Here is a 16,457-nt window from a genome sequence, read left to right as displayed (position 1 = left end):
CTCAGCCCTCTGTTGATTTACAACTGTGCCGCCCGAACTTCGGCCTTCTTGCCCAGGTTCTCGTTCAAGACCTCGGCCAGGCGCTGTGCCGCCAGCTGCAACTGCGCCAGCAGCTGGGGCTCATGCGCGTCGGCGTAGGCCTGATCGACCTTGTGGCCATCGGGGTAGAAGTCCGGCGCACTGGCGATGCGGCAAGACTCGCTGGCCCATTGCGCGGCGCCGCCGGCCGACTTTGACATCTCGACCTTCAGCGGCTTGGCTTCGCTGAGTTGCGCTTGCAAGGCCGCCAGCGCGCCGGGGCGATTCAGGATCAGGCCCGAGTCCCACAAGGCATGCAGATTGGTGCCGCGCCCAAAGCCTTGCAGCTGATAGCTATTGCCGCCCCTGTCATCGCCAAAGCCGGCATGCAAGGGCTGATGCACATCAGCGACCAGGTGGACGACATATTTCAACGCCTTCAGCCGCGCCTCATCATCGGCGGCGCTGGAGCGCAGCACGCTGCTTTGGCGTTGGATGGCGGCCACCACGCAGGCCCCGCCCTCGCAGTCGCGCAGCGGCTCATACAGACAATCGGCATCGCGTGGAAAGTTGACGTAATGCCAGGGCCCGGTCTGCGGCGAGCGGTGCTCATCCGCCCAGGTCGACACCGAGGCCAAGGTGCTGCCCGGCTCCAGCGCCAGCAGCCGCGCCACCTCGGCGCGCGCGCCGGCGTTGAGGTTTTGCTCGGCCAAGTTAGCAATCAGGCGGTGGCCATCGGCACCCCAGGCCTGGGCCGACTTTGAGTGCATGAACAGAGCGGGGAGAATGACAATCAGGGCAGCGAGTGGCTGGCGCAGGCGGGGCGAATTGAGCAAGAGCAGGAACTTGGAAAAACTTACGGTGAACAAACAGGAATTGCCCGGCAGGACAGCGGCCGCCATTCTGCCAAAGCCTTGGCGCTTGAGCCTCTGCCACAATGCTAACGCTCGAAACTGCCTGAACAAGTGAGTGTGCAATGACCGAGATGAGAAGCAAGCTCCATCGCTTGGCTTGGCGCCGCCTCGCCGTGGCCCTGGCTTTAGCTGCATTCGCTGCCATTGCACAGAAGACTTGGGCAGCAAACTTGGCCTCCGCCAATGCGGGCCTCAGCATGCCACCGAGCCACTATCTGAGCGCGCCACTGGCCGATCTGGCGCCGATGCTGGATTGGACCGAACGCCAGCTGAAGTTGATGCAGGCTGCTGCCAACCCCCACAACGGCGCTCAACTTGGCGCCATCACGGCCTTGCGGACACGGCTGGCGCTGCTGCGCGGGCGGCCCAATGAGGCGCTGCGCCTCATCGAGCAAGCTCGGGCCGGCAGCGCCAAGCTGGAGTTGCGCCCTGGCTTGCTGTGGGTCGAGCAGTTGTTGGCAGCGGCGCAGCAAAGTGGCGAAGGCAAAGCGTGGAGCGAAGCCCAGTGGGACGCCGAGCTGCAGCAGCGCCTCAAGTCACAGCCTTGGCCGGCGGCAAAAGCGAGTCTCGATGCAATCGCTTCGAGCTGGCAGTTTTCTCCGATTGACAAGCTCGCCCTTGGCTGGACTCATTCCTACGACACCTTCAAGCCCGGCAACCCGAAGCGCCCCGACGACCGGACGTTGGCGGAAATGATCATCAACGCCCGCTTCAATGCCGAGATGCTGCAGCCCCGCGCAGCAGCTTTCGAGCGCGGCATTGCACGCTTCCTGGCGGCACAGCCGGCCGGAGAAGATTTTTGGGCTGCGCGTACAAAATCCTTGCCCGAAGGGCCGGGCCACCCGGTGCGCATGGCCATTTGGGAGCCCGATGGCGTTGAGCTGAGCGCTTTCAAACACCCCTCTCAGGCCTGTTTGATGCTGACCGAGCACGCGAACGAGTTTTGTATCGTCGATCCGGTCGTGCCGGGCCTGAGCCGGCAAGAGGCGTGGCTGCTGGTGAAGGGTCTTGAGGACGAAAGGATGGGCCGCAAAAGCGCTGCGAGAGAGGCTTACGACGCCCATCTCATGCAGTTGCCGGAGCGGTATCAGAACAAGCCCGACGCAGAGGCGCAGGCGTATATGCGGCTGCAGATACAGCTGTATCGGGCTGGCCCTCGCATGCATGGCACCCATGTCGCCGGCATCGCAATGGCCGGCAACCCGCATGCCGAACTGCTGGCCATTCATTCGGGGTCAGAGTTCTTCAAACCTGCCTTTGTTGAAAAACGTGGCGCCATGCAGAAGCACTTTGGGCAGATCGCGGCCTTCATCCGCGACAACAAGATTCGCATCGTCAATATGAGCTGGGGCCTGCCCGGCATTGGCATGCAAGCCGAGCAGGAGCGGGCTTTGCGCAAGCAGATGCTGGCGCTGATGGCGGCCTGTCCGGAGACCTTGTTTGTGGCCGGTGCGGGCAATGAGAACAGCGATATGGGCCCGGCCGCCTCGCGCTTTTGGCCTGCCAGCCTGGGCGCGGCCAATTTGCTGGCGGTGGGCGCGCTGGATCACGCCGGGCATGTCACCGGCTTCAGCAATTACGGCGAGGCGGTGCATCTGTATGCGCTGGGCGACGCGACGCTCAGCGCCATACCGGGCGAGCAAACCATGGCCATGTCGGGCACCAGCATGGCTGCCCCCGAAGTCAGCAATGTCGCGGCCAAGCTCTTGAGCCAATGGCCCGCGTTGACGGTGGCGCAGCTGAAGCAATTGCTGATCGACGGCGCCGACCCGGTGGCGCCTGGCACGCAGCTGCCGATGGCGATGCGGCGTCTGAATCCCTTGCATTCGGCGCAGCTGGCCCGTAAGCCGCCCGGAGAGCTGGCCAAGCCTTGATCGGGTAAGCGTGGCAGAGGCGGCCCGGCGAAACCCTTAAACTGCGAGGCCACCACCGACCGCAGGCCATGAAGAGCAGCCCGAAAGAACGCAAATCCACACGCAACACGGCATCCGGCCACGACCCCAAGGTCACGTTGGGCATGGTGGCCGAGGCCTGCGGCGTTTCTCCCAGCACAGTGTCGCGCATCTTGAATGGCACGGCCGTGGTCAGCGCCGAGAAGCGTGCGGCAGTGGACCAAGCGATCGCCGAGCTGGGCTTTGTGCCCAACCCGATGGCGCGCGGCCTGGCGGGCGGGCGCACGCTGAGTGTGGGCGTTATCACCCAGGCGATCGACAGCCCCTTCTACGGCATCGCGCTGCGCGGCATCGAAGAAGAGCTGAACAAGATTGGCTACAGCCCGCTGTTTGTCAGCGGCCATTGGAACGCCAAAGAAGAAGCCCGCTGCATCGAAGTGCTGCGTTCGCGCCGCGTTGACGGTTTCATCATCCTGACCGGCCGGCTCAGCGATGAGTCGCTGAAGACGCTGGCCAAGGCCTTGCCGGTGGTCGTCACCGGCCGCAGCCTGGTCGCGCCGGGGCTGTTCTCGCTGGACTTCAATAACTTCGAAGGCGCAAGACTGGCAACTGCTCATCTGCTCGCCCAAGGTCACCGCGAAATTGCCTTTATCGCCGGGCCGGAAAACCATCCCGATGCGCTGGAGCGTTTGCGCGGCTACCGCGCCGCGCTGACCGAAGCGGGCGTAGCCTTCCAAGCCGAGCTGGTGCTGCAGGGCATGTATAGCGAAGAAAGCGGCTTGCTCGCGGTGGAGCAGTTGATTGCAGGCCGCCGGCCATTCAGCGCGATCTTTGCTGCCAATGACCAAATGGCTTTTGGTGCGGCCCTGGCCTTGCATCGCCATGGCCTGCATGTGCCGGATGAAGTCTCGCTGGTTGGCTTTGATGATGTGGCCGGCGCAGCCCACTCGGTGCCGCCGCTGACCACCATCCATCACCCGGCCTATGAGCTCGGCAGCTTGGCGGCCACTGCGCTGTTGCAGCTCTTGGCGGGCGAACAGCCGCAGGCCAGCCTGCCGGAACCCCGCTTGACGGTGCGCGGCTCGACCAGAGCGCTGTTGCCCAAGCTGTGAGCCACCGGCGCGGCCATTGCTTGGCCCGCGCCAAAGCAGCACCCCCGCACTTACCCTTTGTTGACAGGCTGAGTGGGCTCAATTACATTCTGAAAGCGCTTTCATAAAGCGCCTAAACCCCCAAATAACTGACCGGATCGCCCATGATGGCTGATTCAAGGTGGAGACAAGCAGGCAATGAAAATGAACAAGCGTGTCGGTTGGCGCGCCTGGCTGAATCACCGGCTGACGCAGCCAAAGTTGACAGCGTTGTCAATGCTGCTCGGGCTGCTCAGTCTGGCGCTGCCACTCAGCGCGTCGGCGGCGCAGCAGCTGGTGGTGGCCGCCTACCCGGCCGTGGACGAAATCGTCCGGGCGGCGCTGCCGGCTTGGCAGCGCCTGCATCCCAATGTCGAAGTCAAGGTCGTCAGCCGCCAATTTGCCGATCACCACACCGCCATGACCACCGCCTTGTCGACGGCGGTCTACCTGCCCGATGTGATGGCGCTAGAGGTTGGTTATCTGGGGCGCTTTTCGCCGGGCTTCGGTCTGGAAGACTTAACCCGCCCGCCCTACGAGATCGCTCGCTTCAAGAGCCGCTTTGTACCCTATGCCTACCAGCAGGCGAGCAACCGGCGCGGCGAGGTGGTGGCGGTGCCGACCGATATCGGCCCCGGGACCTTGCTCTACCGCAAAGATGTTCTGGCCAAGGCCGGCGTCAGCGAGGCTGAGCTCACGCAAAGCTGGGACAGCTATGTCGCGGCCGGCATCAAGATCAAGGCCAGCAGCGGCGGCTTCCTCTTGGCCCATGCCCGCGATATCAAGAACATCCTGATCCGCACCGGCATACAGCCCGGCGAAGGGCTGTACTTTGACAATCAGTCGCGTGTGCTGGTCGCCTCACCGCGCTTTGTGCGGGCTTTCGAGTTGGCCCGCGAGGTGCGCCAGCACAAGCTGGACGCAAGGGTATTGGCTTGGTCGGCCGACTGGACCGAGGGCTTCAAGCGCGGCAGCATTGCCACCCAATTGACCGGCGCCTGGCTGGCCGGCCACTTGAATACCTGGTTGGCCCCCAACACCGCCGGCCTGTGGCGTGCCGCGCAACTGCCCGAGGGCGCGTTTGCGGCCTACGGCGGCACTTTCTTTGCATTGCCGCGCAAGGCCGACCCGGCCAACAAAGCCTTGGCCTGGGACCTGATTCAGTTCCTGACCCTGAACCGGGAGATACAGCTGCGCGCCTTCAAGGCGCAAGACGCCTTCCCAGCCTTGCTGGAAGCGCATGACGACCCCTTCTTCGAGCAGCCGATTGCCTTCCTGGGCGGTCAGACCGCGCGGATGGGCTGGCGCGACGCGGCTCGCCGTATCAAGGCCGTGGATGTGCACAAGCAAGACGCGTTTGCCGAGGAAGTCATAGACACCGAACTCGACAAGGTGCTGGAGCGCGGCAAAGACATCCACACCGCGCTGGCCGATGCCGAACGCCTGCTGAAGCAGCGCGCCACCCGTTAAGTAAAGCGTCAGGACCCTCACGATGAAGCTACCTGCCTTCCTGCGCCTGCCGCCACGCTGGGCGCCCTATGTGTTCTTGGCACCTTTCGTGCTGCTGTTTCTGATCTTCGGCATGTTCCCGCTGAGCTTCTCGCTCTACCTGGCCTTCCAGACTTGGGAGCCGACCAGCGGCTTGACGGCGATGAACTTCGTTGGCCTCGACAACTTCGCCTTCGCGCTGCAAGACGAATGGTTCTGGAAGTCGCTGAAGAACACCGCCTGGCTGGCCTTGGCCTCGGGCGTGCCCCAGCATCTGGTGGCGATCCCGCTGGCCTGCTTCATCCATGCCTCGTTCAAGCGCCTTCGCAACGGCGTCGTCGGCGCCTACTTCATGCCCTACATCACCTCGACGGTGGCGATCGCGATCCTGTTCAGCTCTTTGTTCTCGACCGACTACGGCCTGATCAATGGCGTCATCGCGGCCTTGCGCGAGCTGCCGGTAGTCGGCTGGCTGATGCCGGCTGCGGCGATCGACTGGCTCAACAACCCGGATGCGCTCAAACCCGCGATTGCGATGATCGTGTTCTGGCGCTATGTCGGCTTCAATGTGGTGCTCTATCTGGCCGCGCTGCAGACCATCCCCGCCGACATCATGGAAGCCGCCCGCATGGATGGCGCCAGCCGGCTGCAGCAGTTCTGGCACATCACCCTGCCCAGCCTGAAGCCGATGATATTTTTCGGCGTCACGCTGAGCGTGATCGGCGGCCTGCAGCTGTTCGAGGAACCCTTCATCCTCACCAATGGCCGTGGCGGCACCGACCAGGCCGGCATGACGACGGCCATCTACCTCTACCGCATGGCTTTTGACTTCAATGATTTTGGTGCGGCCAGCGCGATGTCCTGGTTGCTCTTTCTGCTGGTAGGCCTGCTGACCTGGCTGACCAACCGCGCGTTTCGCCAGCGCGGCGCTTGAAGAAAGCCTTTGATATGCAAACAAGCTCCAAGCACCAACTCGCACCCTGGGCTGCCTACGGCTTGGTCGGCCTCGGCATGCTCATCATGCTGGCGCCCTTCTATTTCATGTTTGTGTTCGCCACCCATTCGCGCGGCGAGATCTTCAGCATGCCGCCGCCGATGTTTTTCGGCGATGACTTTCTCAACAACCTGGCCATCCTGACCAAGCGCATCCCCTTCTGGCGCAATCTGGGATGGAGCATTTATGTCGGCCTCGCCTCGACACTGCTGACCCTGCTGTTCTGCGCCATGGGCGGCTATGCCTTCGCGATGTTCGAGTTCCGCTACAAAAAGGCGCTGTTCGGCTTGGTGATGGGCACGATGCTGCTGCCGACCTTTATGAACATGATCCCGACCTTCATGATCATGGACATGCTGGGCTGGATCGACCAGCCGCGCGCGCTCTACATCCCCGGCGCGGCCAGCGCCTTCGGCATCTTCCTGATGCGGCAGTTCGCCTTGACCTCGATTCCGCGCGATCTGGTCGAAGCGGCACGCATGGACGGCTGCGGCGAGTTCGGCATCTTCTTTCGCATCGTCTTGCCGCTGCTCAAACCGGCGCTGGGCACCTTGGGTCTGATCACCTTCATCGCCTCCTGGAATAACTTCATCGGCCCACTGATCGTGATGCGCTCGCCGGATATGTACACCTTGCCGCTGGCGCTGCGCAGCCTGCAAAGCCCGGTCGACACCGAATGGGGTGCGCTGATGACCGGCTCGGCCATCGCCACGCTGCCCTTGATCGTGCTGTTCGTCATGTCGTCCAGGCAGCTGATTTCCGGTCTCACCGTAGGCGCCGTCAAGTAGACGCACGCCGCCTAACTCTCCTCCCGCCTCCTCTGCCCATGAGCAATAAAAAGAACTCTGTCTTCCCGCCCGACTTTGTCTGGGGCGTGGCCACCAGCGCCTTTCAGATCGAAGGTGCAAGCGCCGCCGACGGCAAAGGCCCCTCGATCTGGGACAGCTTTTGTGCAAAACCCGGCGCGATCGCCGACGCCAGCAATGGCGACATCGCCTGCCAGCATTACCAGCGCTGGGCCGAAGATCTGGACATGATTGCCGCCTTGGGCGTCAATGCCTACCGCTTCTCGGTCTCCTGGCCGCGCGTGCAGCCCTCCGGCAGCGGCGCCTGGAACGAGAAAGGACTGGACTTCTACGAGCGCATCGTCGACGGCTTGCTGGCGCGCGGCCAGCAGCCTCATCTGACGCTCAACCACTGGGATCTGCCGGACGCCTTGCAAGCCACCGGTGGCTGGGCTCACCGCGACACCACGCAGCACTTTGTCGACTACGCGCTCGGCATCAACGCTCGCCTGGGCGACCGCCTGGCCTCGATCGCCACGCATAACGAGCCCTGGGTGGTCGCGACGCTTGGCCATGAAGCCGGTATCTTCGCCCCCGGCATCAAGAGCCGCAAGACCGCCGCGCAGGTTTCGCATCACCTGCTGCTCAGTCACGGCCTGGCGCTGCGGGCGCTGCGCGAACAGGGCGTTAGCGCCAAGCTGGGCATCGTGCTGAATCTGGCGCCCATGCACCCGGCTACCGACACGGCCGCCGACCGCGCGCAGGCCAGCTTGGAAGACGGCCGCCTGCTGCGCTGGTATCTGGACCCACTTTTCAAGGGCGCTTATCCGGCCGATGTGCTGGCCGACCTGGGCGGCGATGCACCCGAGATCGAAGCCGACGACATGCAGTTGATTGCCGCACCGATGGACTTCCTTGGCGTCAACTATTACTCGCACTCGGTCGTCAGCGCCGACAAGAGTTACAAGGCCGGCAGCACCGGTTTACCTGTCACCGACATGGGCTGGGAGGTCTACCCCGAAGGGCTGACCGAGCTGCTCTTGCGCCTCAAGCGCGACTACCCGGTGCCGCCGCTGTTCGTGACCGAAAACGGCGGCGCCTTCAAGGACCAAATGGTCAACGGCCAAGTGCATGACCAGGATCGCCTCGACTATCTGGCGCGTCACATCGATGCGGTGGCGGAGGCGATGCGCCAGGGTGTCGACATGGGCGGCTATATGGTCTGGAGCCTGATGGACAACTTTGAATGGGCCTCGGGCTACGAGAAGCGCTTCGGCATCGTGCATGTCGACTACCAAACCCAGCAACGCACACTCAAAGACAGCGCGCTCTGGTACCGCGACTTCTTGCAAGCGCAAAGAAAACAGTTCTGAGGACGAGAAAATGGGACAGGTTTCACTGCGCGGCATCCGCAAAAGCTACGACAAGATCGAGATCATCAAAGGCATCGATCTGGAGGTGCGCGACGGCGAGTTCATGGTCTTTGTCGGGCCGTCGGGCTGCGGTAAGTCGACCACCTTGCGCATGATCGCCGGGCTGGAAGAGATCAGCGCCGGCGAGCTGCAGATTGCCGGCGTGCGCGCCAATGAGGTGCGCCCGGCCGACCGGGGTGCCGCCATGGTGTTTCAGAGTTATGCGCTGTACCCGCATATGACGGTGGCCGAGAATATGGGCTTCGCGCTGAAGATGGCGGGCGAGTCCAAGGCAAAACGCGAGGCCCAGGTGGGCCGCACCGCCGAAGTCTTGCGCATCACCGATCTGCTCGGCCGCTATCCCAAGGAGCTGTCCGGCGGCCAGCGCCAGCGGGTCGCGATTGGCCGCGCCATCGTGCGCAAGCCCAAGGTCTTTTTATTCGATGAGCCCTTGTCCAATCTGGACGCCGCGCTGCGCGTCAATATGCGCATCGAGCTGTCGCGGCTGCACAAGGAACTCGGCACGACGATGATTTACGTGACCCATGATCAGGTCGAGGCCATGACCATGGGCGACCGCATCGCGGTCTTCAACCAGGGCCGCATCGAGCAACTCGGTGCGCCGCTGGAGCTTTACGAGCGCCCGGCGAATGAGTTCGTCGCCGCCTTTATCGGCGCGCCGCGCATCAATTTCATTGACCGACCCGTGGCAGGGGCGGCCAGTGCGGCGCACCAAGGCCTATGGGCAAAACTGCTGGCGAACAGCAATGACATGGCGGCCAAGCGCGTGGGCTTGCGCGCCGAGCATGTGCGCCTGGTCGCCGCCGAGCTAGGCATCCCGGCCCAGGTCGAGTTGGCCGAACATCTGGGCGACAGCTCGATTCTGTATCTGCGCATCGAAGGCATGCCCGATCTGCTCAGCGCCAAGGTCGGCGCGGGCCACAGCGGCATTCAAGCCGGGCAGCGGGTTGGCCTGGATGTGGACGCAGCGGCGGCGCTGCGCTTTGGTGCGGATGCTTGTTTGCTGGGCTGAAATCAGCCAAATAATTCGAGCGTCGACCCCAGCCTAGCGGTTCAACGCCTCTTGCGTTTCACTGGTAGCGCTTGAGCAAAAATACGCGCTCGGGAATGCCCGGAATGCCTGTGACCCGACCAATCACTTCAAATCCAAGCTTGCCGTAAAAGTCGGGCGCCTGCAGAGCGAGCGTGTCCACCTGGGCGGCCACACAGCCCCGCTGCCGCGCCTCGGTTTCCGCCAAGGCCATCAGTCTGCGGCCCAAGCCGCTTCCACGCGCGGCTTTATCCACCCAGACCACTTCGATCAAAAACTGTTTGTATATCGTCCGCCCGGCAACACCGCCCAAGAGCTTGCCCGCGTCGTCCCGACCGACTGCGCAAAGCGGCTTCGACAGCTCCTTACCCAGCAGTTCATGGTTATAGGCCCTGACGCCGTCAACCAACGCATCAAAGACTGCAGGATTGCTTTCATTGGATACTTCGAATTTCACGCGCTTGCTTCCCGGTTTGTGTTGCACTTATTGATGGCTGCTCGAATCAGTTCAGCCCAGGCGCTGATGGCCTGACTCAGCGTGAGCCCATCACCTTCACGCCCTGCATACCCTTCACATACTTCATGATGTTCACAAACGTGTCAATCCAGAAGACATCACGGCGTGCCGCGAGGTAACTGAGCAGTTCTGCGTGCGCCTGTGTTGACACGCTGAGGTGATCGCCACCTATGCCATGAAAGGTGATGTTGATCATCGTGCCGGCCTGGGCCGCCTGGTCGACAAGCGCGATCAGTTGCGCGCCGCTGGCATCTAGCGGGACGAAGACGCTGACCGCATAGGGGTCGAGCTGGGCCATATCGGGCACAACACCACCGACCTTGGCCTTGATGGCGACAAAGTCGCCCTTGATCAGCGTCAGATAGTTCTGGCCCCCGGCCAAATGCTCGGTGCAGGGCGCGGTGAAGCTACGCTCAGTCTTGCCGTCAATTGCCCGCAGCAAGGTGTTGCCGACGCGAATCTGCGCGGCCAGTTGAGAGGCACTGATCTTGTCAAGATCGTTGTCTTCGCTGACCCAGGCGCGCTCAGACCCGGCGCGGGAGCATTGGTGAAACAGCGTGTGATTGCCCAGCTCATGGCCGGCGGCGGCCGCGGCGCGCCACTCGCTCATGCGACGGCTCACGACATCGCTGCTCAGCGTCAAGTAAAAGCTGCCGCGCAAGCCGGCCCGATTCAAGGCCGGAATGGCGTTGTCGAGCTGGCTGTTCAGCGCGTCGTCATAGGCCAGGCTGACCGCCGCGCGCTCGCCCTTGGGCCATTGAAAGGGCTGGCCTTCCGCACCACGGGCAGAGGCCGTTAGATTCAGCAAAGCGGTGGCCAGGAACAAGGCCTGGGCGGTCTTCATCTTCCACATCGAACAGTTCCAGCCTTTCAAAAAATAGCGGCTTCAACCCCCATCCATCACACAGCGAAAACCGATGGTGCCGGCCCGGTCTTTGGAAGGCGCCATCAGCAGGTATTTGCCATGTTCGTTCAGCTTCAAGGCGGACGGAAAGTACCAGTGCAAGCCTTGGGGCCGATAGTAGCTGCCGCCGCGCAGCACCGCCGCGCGGGTGTGCTCGTCGGCGAATTCATCGGTCCATTGCCAGACCAGGCCCACCATGTCCTCGACCCCAAACGGGCTGGCGCCCAAGGGGTGTGTACCCACCGGCGCGGGCGGCGGCATGTCTCGCTCGGTGGCGGGCGCGGGCGTAGCGGCGGCCAGCCATTGATTGCCCCAGGGGTATTGCCGGCCATCGCTGCCTTGCGCCGCGTACTGCCATTCCCACTCATGCGGCAAGCGCTTGCCGGCCCATTGGCAATAGGCGCGCGCGTCTTCGATCGACACCCAGGTGACGGGGCGCTGGGCATCGCCCGGCTTTGGGCTGCGCCCGCCCCATGCTTTCAGGAAGTTGTGTGCATCGGCGGGCCGGTAGCCGGCAGCATCGATGAAGGCCTTGAACTGGGCGTTGGTGACCGGGTGGCGATCGATGAAGAAGCGCTTGAGCGCCATGCGGTGCAGATGAGCGCGGCGGGGCAAAGCCTCCCAGGGGTATTGCACATCCATGCCGGGGCGGTTCTCGCCCTCGATCTCGACACCGGTGACGCGGAAGTCAAACTCGCCAGCGGGGATCGCCACCATGCCGCTAGGCGCCTGGCTGGCAGGCCTTGTAGCGGCTATTGGCAGCATCGCCTGCGGCAGCGGCTTCCATTCGGCGGAGTAGGCGCTCAAGGGCTGGCTGGCCCGAGCCTGCTGCGCTGTCAAGAATGCCGCAAGATCGGCCGGCAATGCGCCCACGTCCAGCCCGAGCACCGCACCGTAGCCGAGCGGCTCTATCTCGAAGCTCAATACAGCCTCGGAACCGCTGACCTTGGCCGCTAGCTCCACACCGCGCCACAGATCGAAATAGCGCCGCCCCGGCCGATGTGCCAGCTTGATGATGGCCTCATCGAGCGCAAAGGCATTGCGGTTGACCAGCGTCCACAGCGTGCGGCCTTGTCCTGCAATGCTGCCTGAAAAGCTGCTCGCGAAGACGCCATAGTGCTGCGTCGGCAGATGCGGCACCCAATCCGGGCTGCTCAGCAAATCGGGCACGGCGCGGTAGATGCTCGCGATGCGTCTTAGGGCCTCGGCATCGCGCGGCGTGAATTGGTTCCACCAACCCCAGATGTTCTCCCAGCTCTGGATGCCGGCGCCGTTAAAAAAAGCCGCCTGCATGATGTTGTGGCGGTCGGTCGCCCAGCGGTCGCTGACATGGATCAGATGGCGCGGCTCTAACCACTTCCATTTGCTGACCATGGGCACAAACGGCGTCTCCCAATAGCCCCAGCTCTGCTGATTGAAGGCCAGCATCGCCTCGTCCTTGAAGGACAGCTCGGGTTGCAGCAACAGCGCCCGGCCACTCGCGTCCGCTGCCTCGCGGTAAGCCAGCGGTAGGCCGTCCATGGTGTCGCCATTGATGCCGTCGGCGCCGATCTCGGCCAGCAGCGCGGCGATGGCTTCGGGCATGGGCCGGCCTTCGTCGCGCGAGCCCTGGTCCCAGGGCAGCAGCGGGAACAGCACGCGCACGCCTCGGCTTTGAAAGTCCTTGACCAGTTGGCGCAGCGCCGGCAGACCGCCGGGCAGGTCGCGCAACATATCCCATTGGTTGCGGTCATCGATGCCGAGGTTCGGATAGACCGGCCACAGCAGCACGCTGTCGATGCCGCCATAACGTTGATTCAGGTCGGCGAGGTAGCGCTCGGGTGTGTAGCGCCGCGCTTGTGGGTCGTATAGATAGCGGTCCTCCATCATCGCCTGCGGCTGCACAAAATTGCGCTGCGTCCAGAGCAACTCGGGGCGGCGGTACTGCGCGTCGTCATAGGCCATCGCTTTGAGCTGCTGCGTGCGCCAAGCCCGCATCGCCTGCAGCCAGGGCTCAAACTCACCGGCACTGTCACGCTGCCAGTTGTTCATGCGCGCCTGCCAGTCGGGCTCGCCGCGGTCCTCTTGTGCCGGGCCGGCAATTTGGCTGCCGCGCGGTTTGATCTCGACCGTCGCCGCTTGCCCTTGCACGGCCATGGTCAGCAGCAGCCCGATCGTGATCAAGCCAGCCAAGCCGCGCCGCCGCTTACTTGGCCTGCTGGTAGATGCGCACATGCTCGACTTCCATACGGATCGGCAAGGCGGCGTCATCGACCGGCCCGCCCAGATCGCCGCCGATGGCGATATTCAGAATCAAGAACTGCGGCGCATCAAAAGGCCAGGCGGCCTTGCCGGTCTTGGGGTTTGGATAGACGGCATGGGTCTTGCCGTCAATGCCGAAGCTCACTTGTTCGGCCGTCCAGTGCATCTGGTAGTTGTGAAAGGCGCTGCATGCGTCAGGCACCTGGGTCTCGCCGCCCTTGCCATGCGCGCCGCTGCCGGCCGTGGTGTGGACGGTGCTGAAGACCTTGGCCGGCTCTTTGCCGACCTGTTCCATGATGTCGAGCTCGCCGCCTGCTGGCCATTCGCCCTGACTGGCCAGCATCCAGATCGCTGGCCAACTTCCGACGCCACAGGGCAGCTTGGCGCGGATCTCAAAAAAGCCATAGGTCCAGTCGGCCTTGCCGGCGGTGATCAGCCGCGCTGAGCTGTAGCGTTGGCCGCCCCAATCAGCCTGCTTGTCCAAGGATTCCAAGCGCGCGCTGATGACGAGCTTGCCGTCTTGCACGACGGAGTTCTCCGCCCGCGCATGGCTGTAGTACTGCAGTTCCTTGTTGTGCCAGCCTTGCTTGTTCATGCCGGTGTCGTAGACCCATTTGGCCGGGTCGGGCAGGCCGGCTTGCTCGAACTCATCAGACCAGACCAGCCTATAGCCGGCCGGCAGGCTGAGCGTTTGTGCTGCTGGGGCCGGCGTCTGAGCAGGCGCGGGCGCCACATCAGCCCCGCCCGAACCGCAGGCAACGAGAGCCAGGCCGGCGAGCAAGGGCGTCCAGCAGCGGCGCTGCAAGATGAGTTCGGAGCAAAGTTGCAAGGAGGCAGTTGGCATGGTGATCTGAGTGTGGGTGGTTTCATCGATGAGCACGACGTTCAAGCAGGGCTTGGGCGTCGGCGAGGGCGGTGCGAATAGATTTGCCACGGTTCAAGACATGATCGAGTTCGCTTCCAATCACTTCATCGGCGAAGGGGTCTTGCTTGTGCACAGGCACGGCGCTGATGCGGCGCGCAGCCTGGCGCCATAGCTGCCGCGCCGGCTGACCGCCCAAGAATGCGACTGGCGCGTCAAAAAACGGATCCTCATGCGCGGCCAGCAGCGCCGGGAAGGCATCATGCGTTTTGAAGGCGGTCAATTGACGCTCGCGGTCCAGCGTCATCAGCTGGATGAACTGCCAGGCCAGCAGCTTGCGGGTGGCATCCAGCTTGCGCGGGATCGCGTAGAAGGCGCCGCCGTAGCCGGCATTGGCGCCCTCGGGCAGGTCGGCGGCGCGCCACAGGCCGGCCGTTTGCGGCGCGATCCAGTTGCTCAGTTGGCCGACCAACCATGCTCCGGACAACTCGGTGGCCAGCGTGCCGCGTTTGAAACCCTCGGCCCATTCATTCGACCAAGCGGTGATGCGGGCGTCCAGCCCTAGCCGGCGCACCTTCAGCGCCAACTCAAATGCGCGCACAAAGCGCTCAGACTGCACCAGCACCCGCGAGTTCTGGTCGAAATAGATGCCCTCGCCGGGCGCAATGCCGGTGCGGATCAAGATGTCTTTGATTTGCTGCACATGGGCTACAAAAAAGGCGCCGGTCTGCTTCTTGATGCGGGCGCCGGCCGCAATATAGCCGTCCCAGGAACGCGTTAACTCAGCGGCATCGACAGCGGCGAGGGCCAGGATGTCCTGGCGATAGAGCAAGGTGCCGGGGCCGATATCGGTCGGCACCGCGACGACGGCGCCGTTGCGGGCGATGGCCTGGTCATAGGCATAGGGCACCAGCAGCGGCCGATAACGGTCTAGCGCGAAAGGTGCTTGAGCCAAGTTTTCCAGGCCGCCGCCTTGCGCGAAGCGGCCAAGCTTGCTGGACTCCAGCGCCAGCACGTCGGGCAGCAGCGCCGCGGTAGACAACGCCGTGCTCATGGCCGTGTGGTGGTCGGCGTATTGGCGGGTGAGCACCTCAACAGCCACATTCGGATGCAGGCGCTGCCAAGCGGGCAAGGCGGCCCGGGCGATCTCATCGACCAGCGGGAAGGCGGCGACGGTCAGCGTGATCTTCTCGTCAGCCGCAACCCGCCCCGCTGTGCCCAGCGCCAGCCATGCACCGGCGGCGCTCCCCGCCAGCCAGGCGCGTCGCGTCGGCCCCGGCAGCAGCGACTGCTGTTCCGAGCAGGTACTTGCGGGCATTGTTTCGGTCTCCGATGTATTTATGAAAGCGCTTTCAGAATGTAAATCATGCGCGTCTCTTTGGCATTGCTGGCTAACCCTTAGCCGGCATTGAGCGCTGCGCGGGCCGCGCGCGAGGCCAGGCCGCTCGAACTGCAATCCATGCCCCAAACCACGCGTCAACCGGCGCCCTCCTAGAATGCGCTCAACATAGATCAAGAACGGAGACACCCGATGCGCATTCTGATTGCGGAAGATGATCAAGTGCTGGCCGACGCGCTGCTGCGTTCGCTGCGCGCCTCCGGCTACGCAGTCGATCAGGTCAGCAATGGCAGCGAGGCCGACGCCGCCCTGGCCTCGCATGAATTCGATCTGGTGATTCTGGACCTGGGCCTGCCCAAGCTGCATGGCCTGGAGGTTTTGCGCAAGCTGCGCGCGCGCGGCTCTTCGATGCCGGTCTTGATTCTGACGGCAGCCGACAGCGTCGAGCAACGCGTCAAGGGCCTGGACTTTGGCGCCGATGACTTCATGGCCAAGCCCTTCTCACTGCAAGAGCTCGAAGCCCGCGTGCGCGCGCTGACCCGGCGCGGCCTGGGCACCGCCTCCAGCGTCATCAAGCATGGTCCCCTGAGCTTTGATGCGACCGGGCGCGTCGCCTACATCAACGATCAGATGATAGAGCTGTCGGCACGCGAGCTGAGCCTGCTGGAAGTACTGCTGCAACGCGCCGGGCGTCTGGTCAGCAAGGATCAGCTGGTGGAGCGCCTGTGTGAGTGGGGTGAAGAGGTTAGCAATAACGCCATTGAGGTCTATATCCACCGGCTGCGCAAAAAGATCGAACAAGGCCCAATCCGCATCGCCACCGTGCGCGGTTTGGGTTATTGCCTGGAAAAGATCGCCCCCTGAGCCAGCCGCTGATGCCTGCTCAACAGCTCCGTCAAGCAGCGGTTCG

Annotated in this window: 14 protein-coding genes; 8 read left to right on the top strand and 6 right to left on the bottom strand. The window is 63.5% G+C overall.

The features are described from left to right. Positions 1 to 17: 17 nt before the first annotated feature. Entirely contained in the window at positions 18 to 788 is a 771-nt protein-coding gene (locus tag LNV08_RS06760) for a S1/P1 nuclease (protein WP_263532904.1), read from the bottom strand. Positions 789 to 994: 206 nt separating this feature from the next. On the opposite strand from LNV08_RS06760, the gene LNV08_RS06755 reads away from it, so the two are divergent. The 7 genes from LNV08_RS06755 to LNV08_RS06725 all read left to right on the top strand — a co-directional run bounded on the left by LNV08_RS06755 (position 995) and on the right by LNV08_RS06725 (position 9,666). Next, a complete protein-coding gene (locus LNV08_RS06755) occupies positions 995 to 2,806 on the top strand; it encodes a S8 family peptidase (RefSeq protein WP_263532903.1) in 1,812 nt (603 codons plus the stop codon). 68 nt (positions 2,807 to 2,874) lie between these two features. Continuing rightward, entirely contained in the window at positions 2,875 to 3,936 is a 1,062-nt protein-coding gene (locus LNV08_RS06750) for a LacI family DNA-binding transcriptional regulator (protein WP_263532902.1), read from the top strand. A 183-nt stretch (positions 3,937 to 4,119) separates the two neighbouring features. Further along, positions 4,120 to 5,424 carry an extracellular solute-binding protein gene (locus LNV08_RS06745; protein WP_263532901.1) on the top strand — a complete coding sequence of 435 codons (1,305 nt, stop codon included), beginning with the start codon at positions 4,120 to 4,122 and terminating at the stop codon, positions 5,422 to 5,424. Between the two features lie 22 nt (positions 5,425 to 5,446). After that, positions 5,447 to 6,376, top strand: a complete 930-nt coding sequence (locus LNV08_RS06740; protein ID WP_263532900.1) for a carbohydrate ABC transporter permease — start codon at positions 5,447 to 5,449, stop codon at positions 6,374 to 6,376. A gap of 14 nt (positions 6,377 to 6,390) precedes the next feature. Then, positions 6,391 to 7,224, top strand: a complete 834-nt coding sequence (locus LNV08_RS06735; protein ID WP_263532899.1) for a carbohydrate ABC transporter permease — start codon at positions 6,391 to 6,393, stop codon at positions 7,222 to 7,224. Between the two features lie 38 nt (positions 7,225 to 7,262). Further along, a complete protein-coding gene (locus tag LNV08_RS06730; RefSeq protein ID WP_263532898.1) occupies positions 7,263 to 8,594 on the top strand; it encodes a GH1 family beta-glucosidase in 1,332 nt (443 codons plus the stop codon). Between the two features lie 10 nt (positions 8,595 to 8,604). Then, positions 8,605 to 9,666, top strand: coding sequence for an ABC transporter ATP-binding protein (locus LNV08_RS06725; protein WP_263532897.1), 1,062 nt, complete (start codon positions 8,605 to 8,607; stop codon positions 9,664 to 9,666). Positions 9,667 to 9,724: 58 nt separating this feature from the next. On the opposite strand, the gene LNV08_RS06720 is transcribed toward LNV08_RS06725, so the two are convergent. The 5 genes from LNV08_RS06720 to LNV08_RS06700 form a co-directional block, all read right to left on the bottom strand. After that, positions 9,725 to 10,141: a GNAT family N-acetyltransferase gene (locus tag LNV08_RS06720; protein WP_263532896.1), complete on the bottom strand. Its 417-nt coding sequence runs from the start codon at positions 10,139 to 10,141 to the stop codon at positions 9,725 to 9,727. Positions 10,142 to 10,217: 76 nt separating this feature from the next. Next, a complete protein-coding gene (locus tag LNV08_RS06715) occupies positions 10,218 to 11,054 on the bottom strand; it encodes a polysaccharide deacetylase family protein (protein WP_263532895.1) in 837 nt (278 codons plus the stop codon). A gap of 33 nt (positions 11,055 to 11,087) precedes the next feature. Continuing rightward, complete coding sequence (locus LNV08_RS06710; RefSeq protein WP_263532894.1) at positions 11,088 to 13,319, bottom strand: formylglycine-generating enzyme family protein; 2,232 nt, start codon at positions 13,317 to 13,319, stop codon at positions 11,088 to 11,090. Continuing rightward, positions 13,291 to 14,190, bottom strand: a complete 900-nt coding sequence (locus LNV08_RS06705) for a family 16 glycosylhydrolase (protein WP_263532893.1) — start codon at positions 14,188 to 14,190, stop codon at positions 13,291 to 13,293. Before LNV08_RS06705 ends, LNV08_RS06710 begins: the two co-directional genes overlap by 29 nt. 22 nt (positions 14,191 to 14,212) lie before the next feature. Beyond that, the gene (locus LNV08_RS06700) at positions 14,213 to 15,526 is read right to left on the bottom strand and encodes an ABC transporter substrate-binding protein (protein ID WP_263532892.1); all 1,314 of its coding nucleotides are present in this window, start codon (positions 15,524 to 15,526) and stop codon (positions 14,213 to 14,215) included. Positions 15,527 to 15,739: 213 nt separating this feature from the next. Between LNV08_RS06700 and LNV08_RS06695 the strand changes: the two genes are divergently transcribed. Beyond that, a complete protein-coding gene (locus LNV08_RS06695) occupies positions 15,740 to 16,411 on the top strand; it encodes a response regulator transcription factor (protein WP_263532891.1) in 672 nt (223 codons plus the stop codon). Positions 16,412 to 16,457 lie beyond the last annotated feature (46 nt).

The organism is Paucibacter sp. TC2R-5, from assembly GCF_025717605.1.
Lineage (GTDB): Bacteria > Pseudomonadota > Gammaproteobacteria > Burkholderiales > Burkholderiaceae_C > Paucibacter_A > Paucibacter_A albus.
This window is presented reverse-complemented; position numbering and strand designations above follow the sequence as displayed.

Coding starts and splice junctions, on each gene's coding strand:
- LNV08_RS06760 (WP_263532904.1), bottom strand. CDS start 788: ATGCACTCAAAGTCGGCCCAGGCCTGGGGTGCCGATGGCCACCGCCTG.
- LNV08_RS06755 (WP_263532903.1), top strand. CDS start 995: ATGACCGAGATGAGAAGCAAGCTCCATCGCTTGGCTTGGCGCCGCCTC.
- LNV08_RS06750 (WP_263532902.1), top strand. CDS start 2,875: ATGAAGAGCAGCCCGAAAGAACGCAAATCCACACGCAACACGGCATCC.
- LNV08_RS06745 (WP_263532901.1), top strand. CDS start 4,120: ATGAACAAGCGTGTCGGTTGGCGCGCCTGGCTGAATCACCGGCTGACG.
- LNV08_RS06740 (WP_263532900.1), top strand. CDS start 5,447: ATGAAGCTACCTGCCTTCCTGCGCCTGCCGCCACGCTGGGCGCCCTAT.
- LNV08_RS06735 (WP_263532899.1), top strand. CDS start 6,391: ATGCAAACAAGCTCCAAGCACCAACTCGCACCCTGGGCTGCCTACGGC.
- LNV08_RS06730 (WP_263532898.1), top strand. CDS start 7,263: ATGAGCAATAAAAAGAACTCTGTCTTCCCGCCCGACTTTGTCTGGGGC.
- LNV08_RS06725 (WP_263532897.1), top strand. CDS start 8,605: ATGGGACAGGTTTCACTGCGCGGCATCCGCAAAAGCTACGACAAGATC.
- LNV08_RS06715 (WP_263532895.1), bottom strand. CDS start 11,054: ATGTGGAAGATGAAGACCGCCCAGGCCTTGTTCCTGGCCACCGCTTTG.
- LNV08_RS06710 (WP_263532894.1), bottom strand. CDS start 13,319: ATGTGCGCATCTACCAGCAGGCCAAGTAAGCGGCGGCGCGGCTTGGCT.
- LNV08_RS06705 (WP_263532893.1), bottom strand. CDS start 14,190: ATGCCAACTGCCTCCTTGCAACTTTGCTCCGAACTCATCTTGCAGCGC.
- LNV08_RS06700 (WP_263532892.1), bottom strand. CDS start 15,526: ATGCCCGCAAGTACCTGCTCGGAACAGCAGTCGCTGCTGCCGGGGCCG.
- LNV08_RS06695 (WP_263532891.1), top strand. CDS start 15,740: ATGCGCATTCTGATTGCGGAAGATGATCAAGTGCTGGCCGACGCGCTG.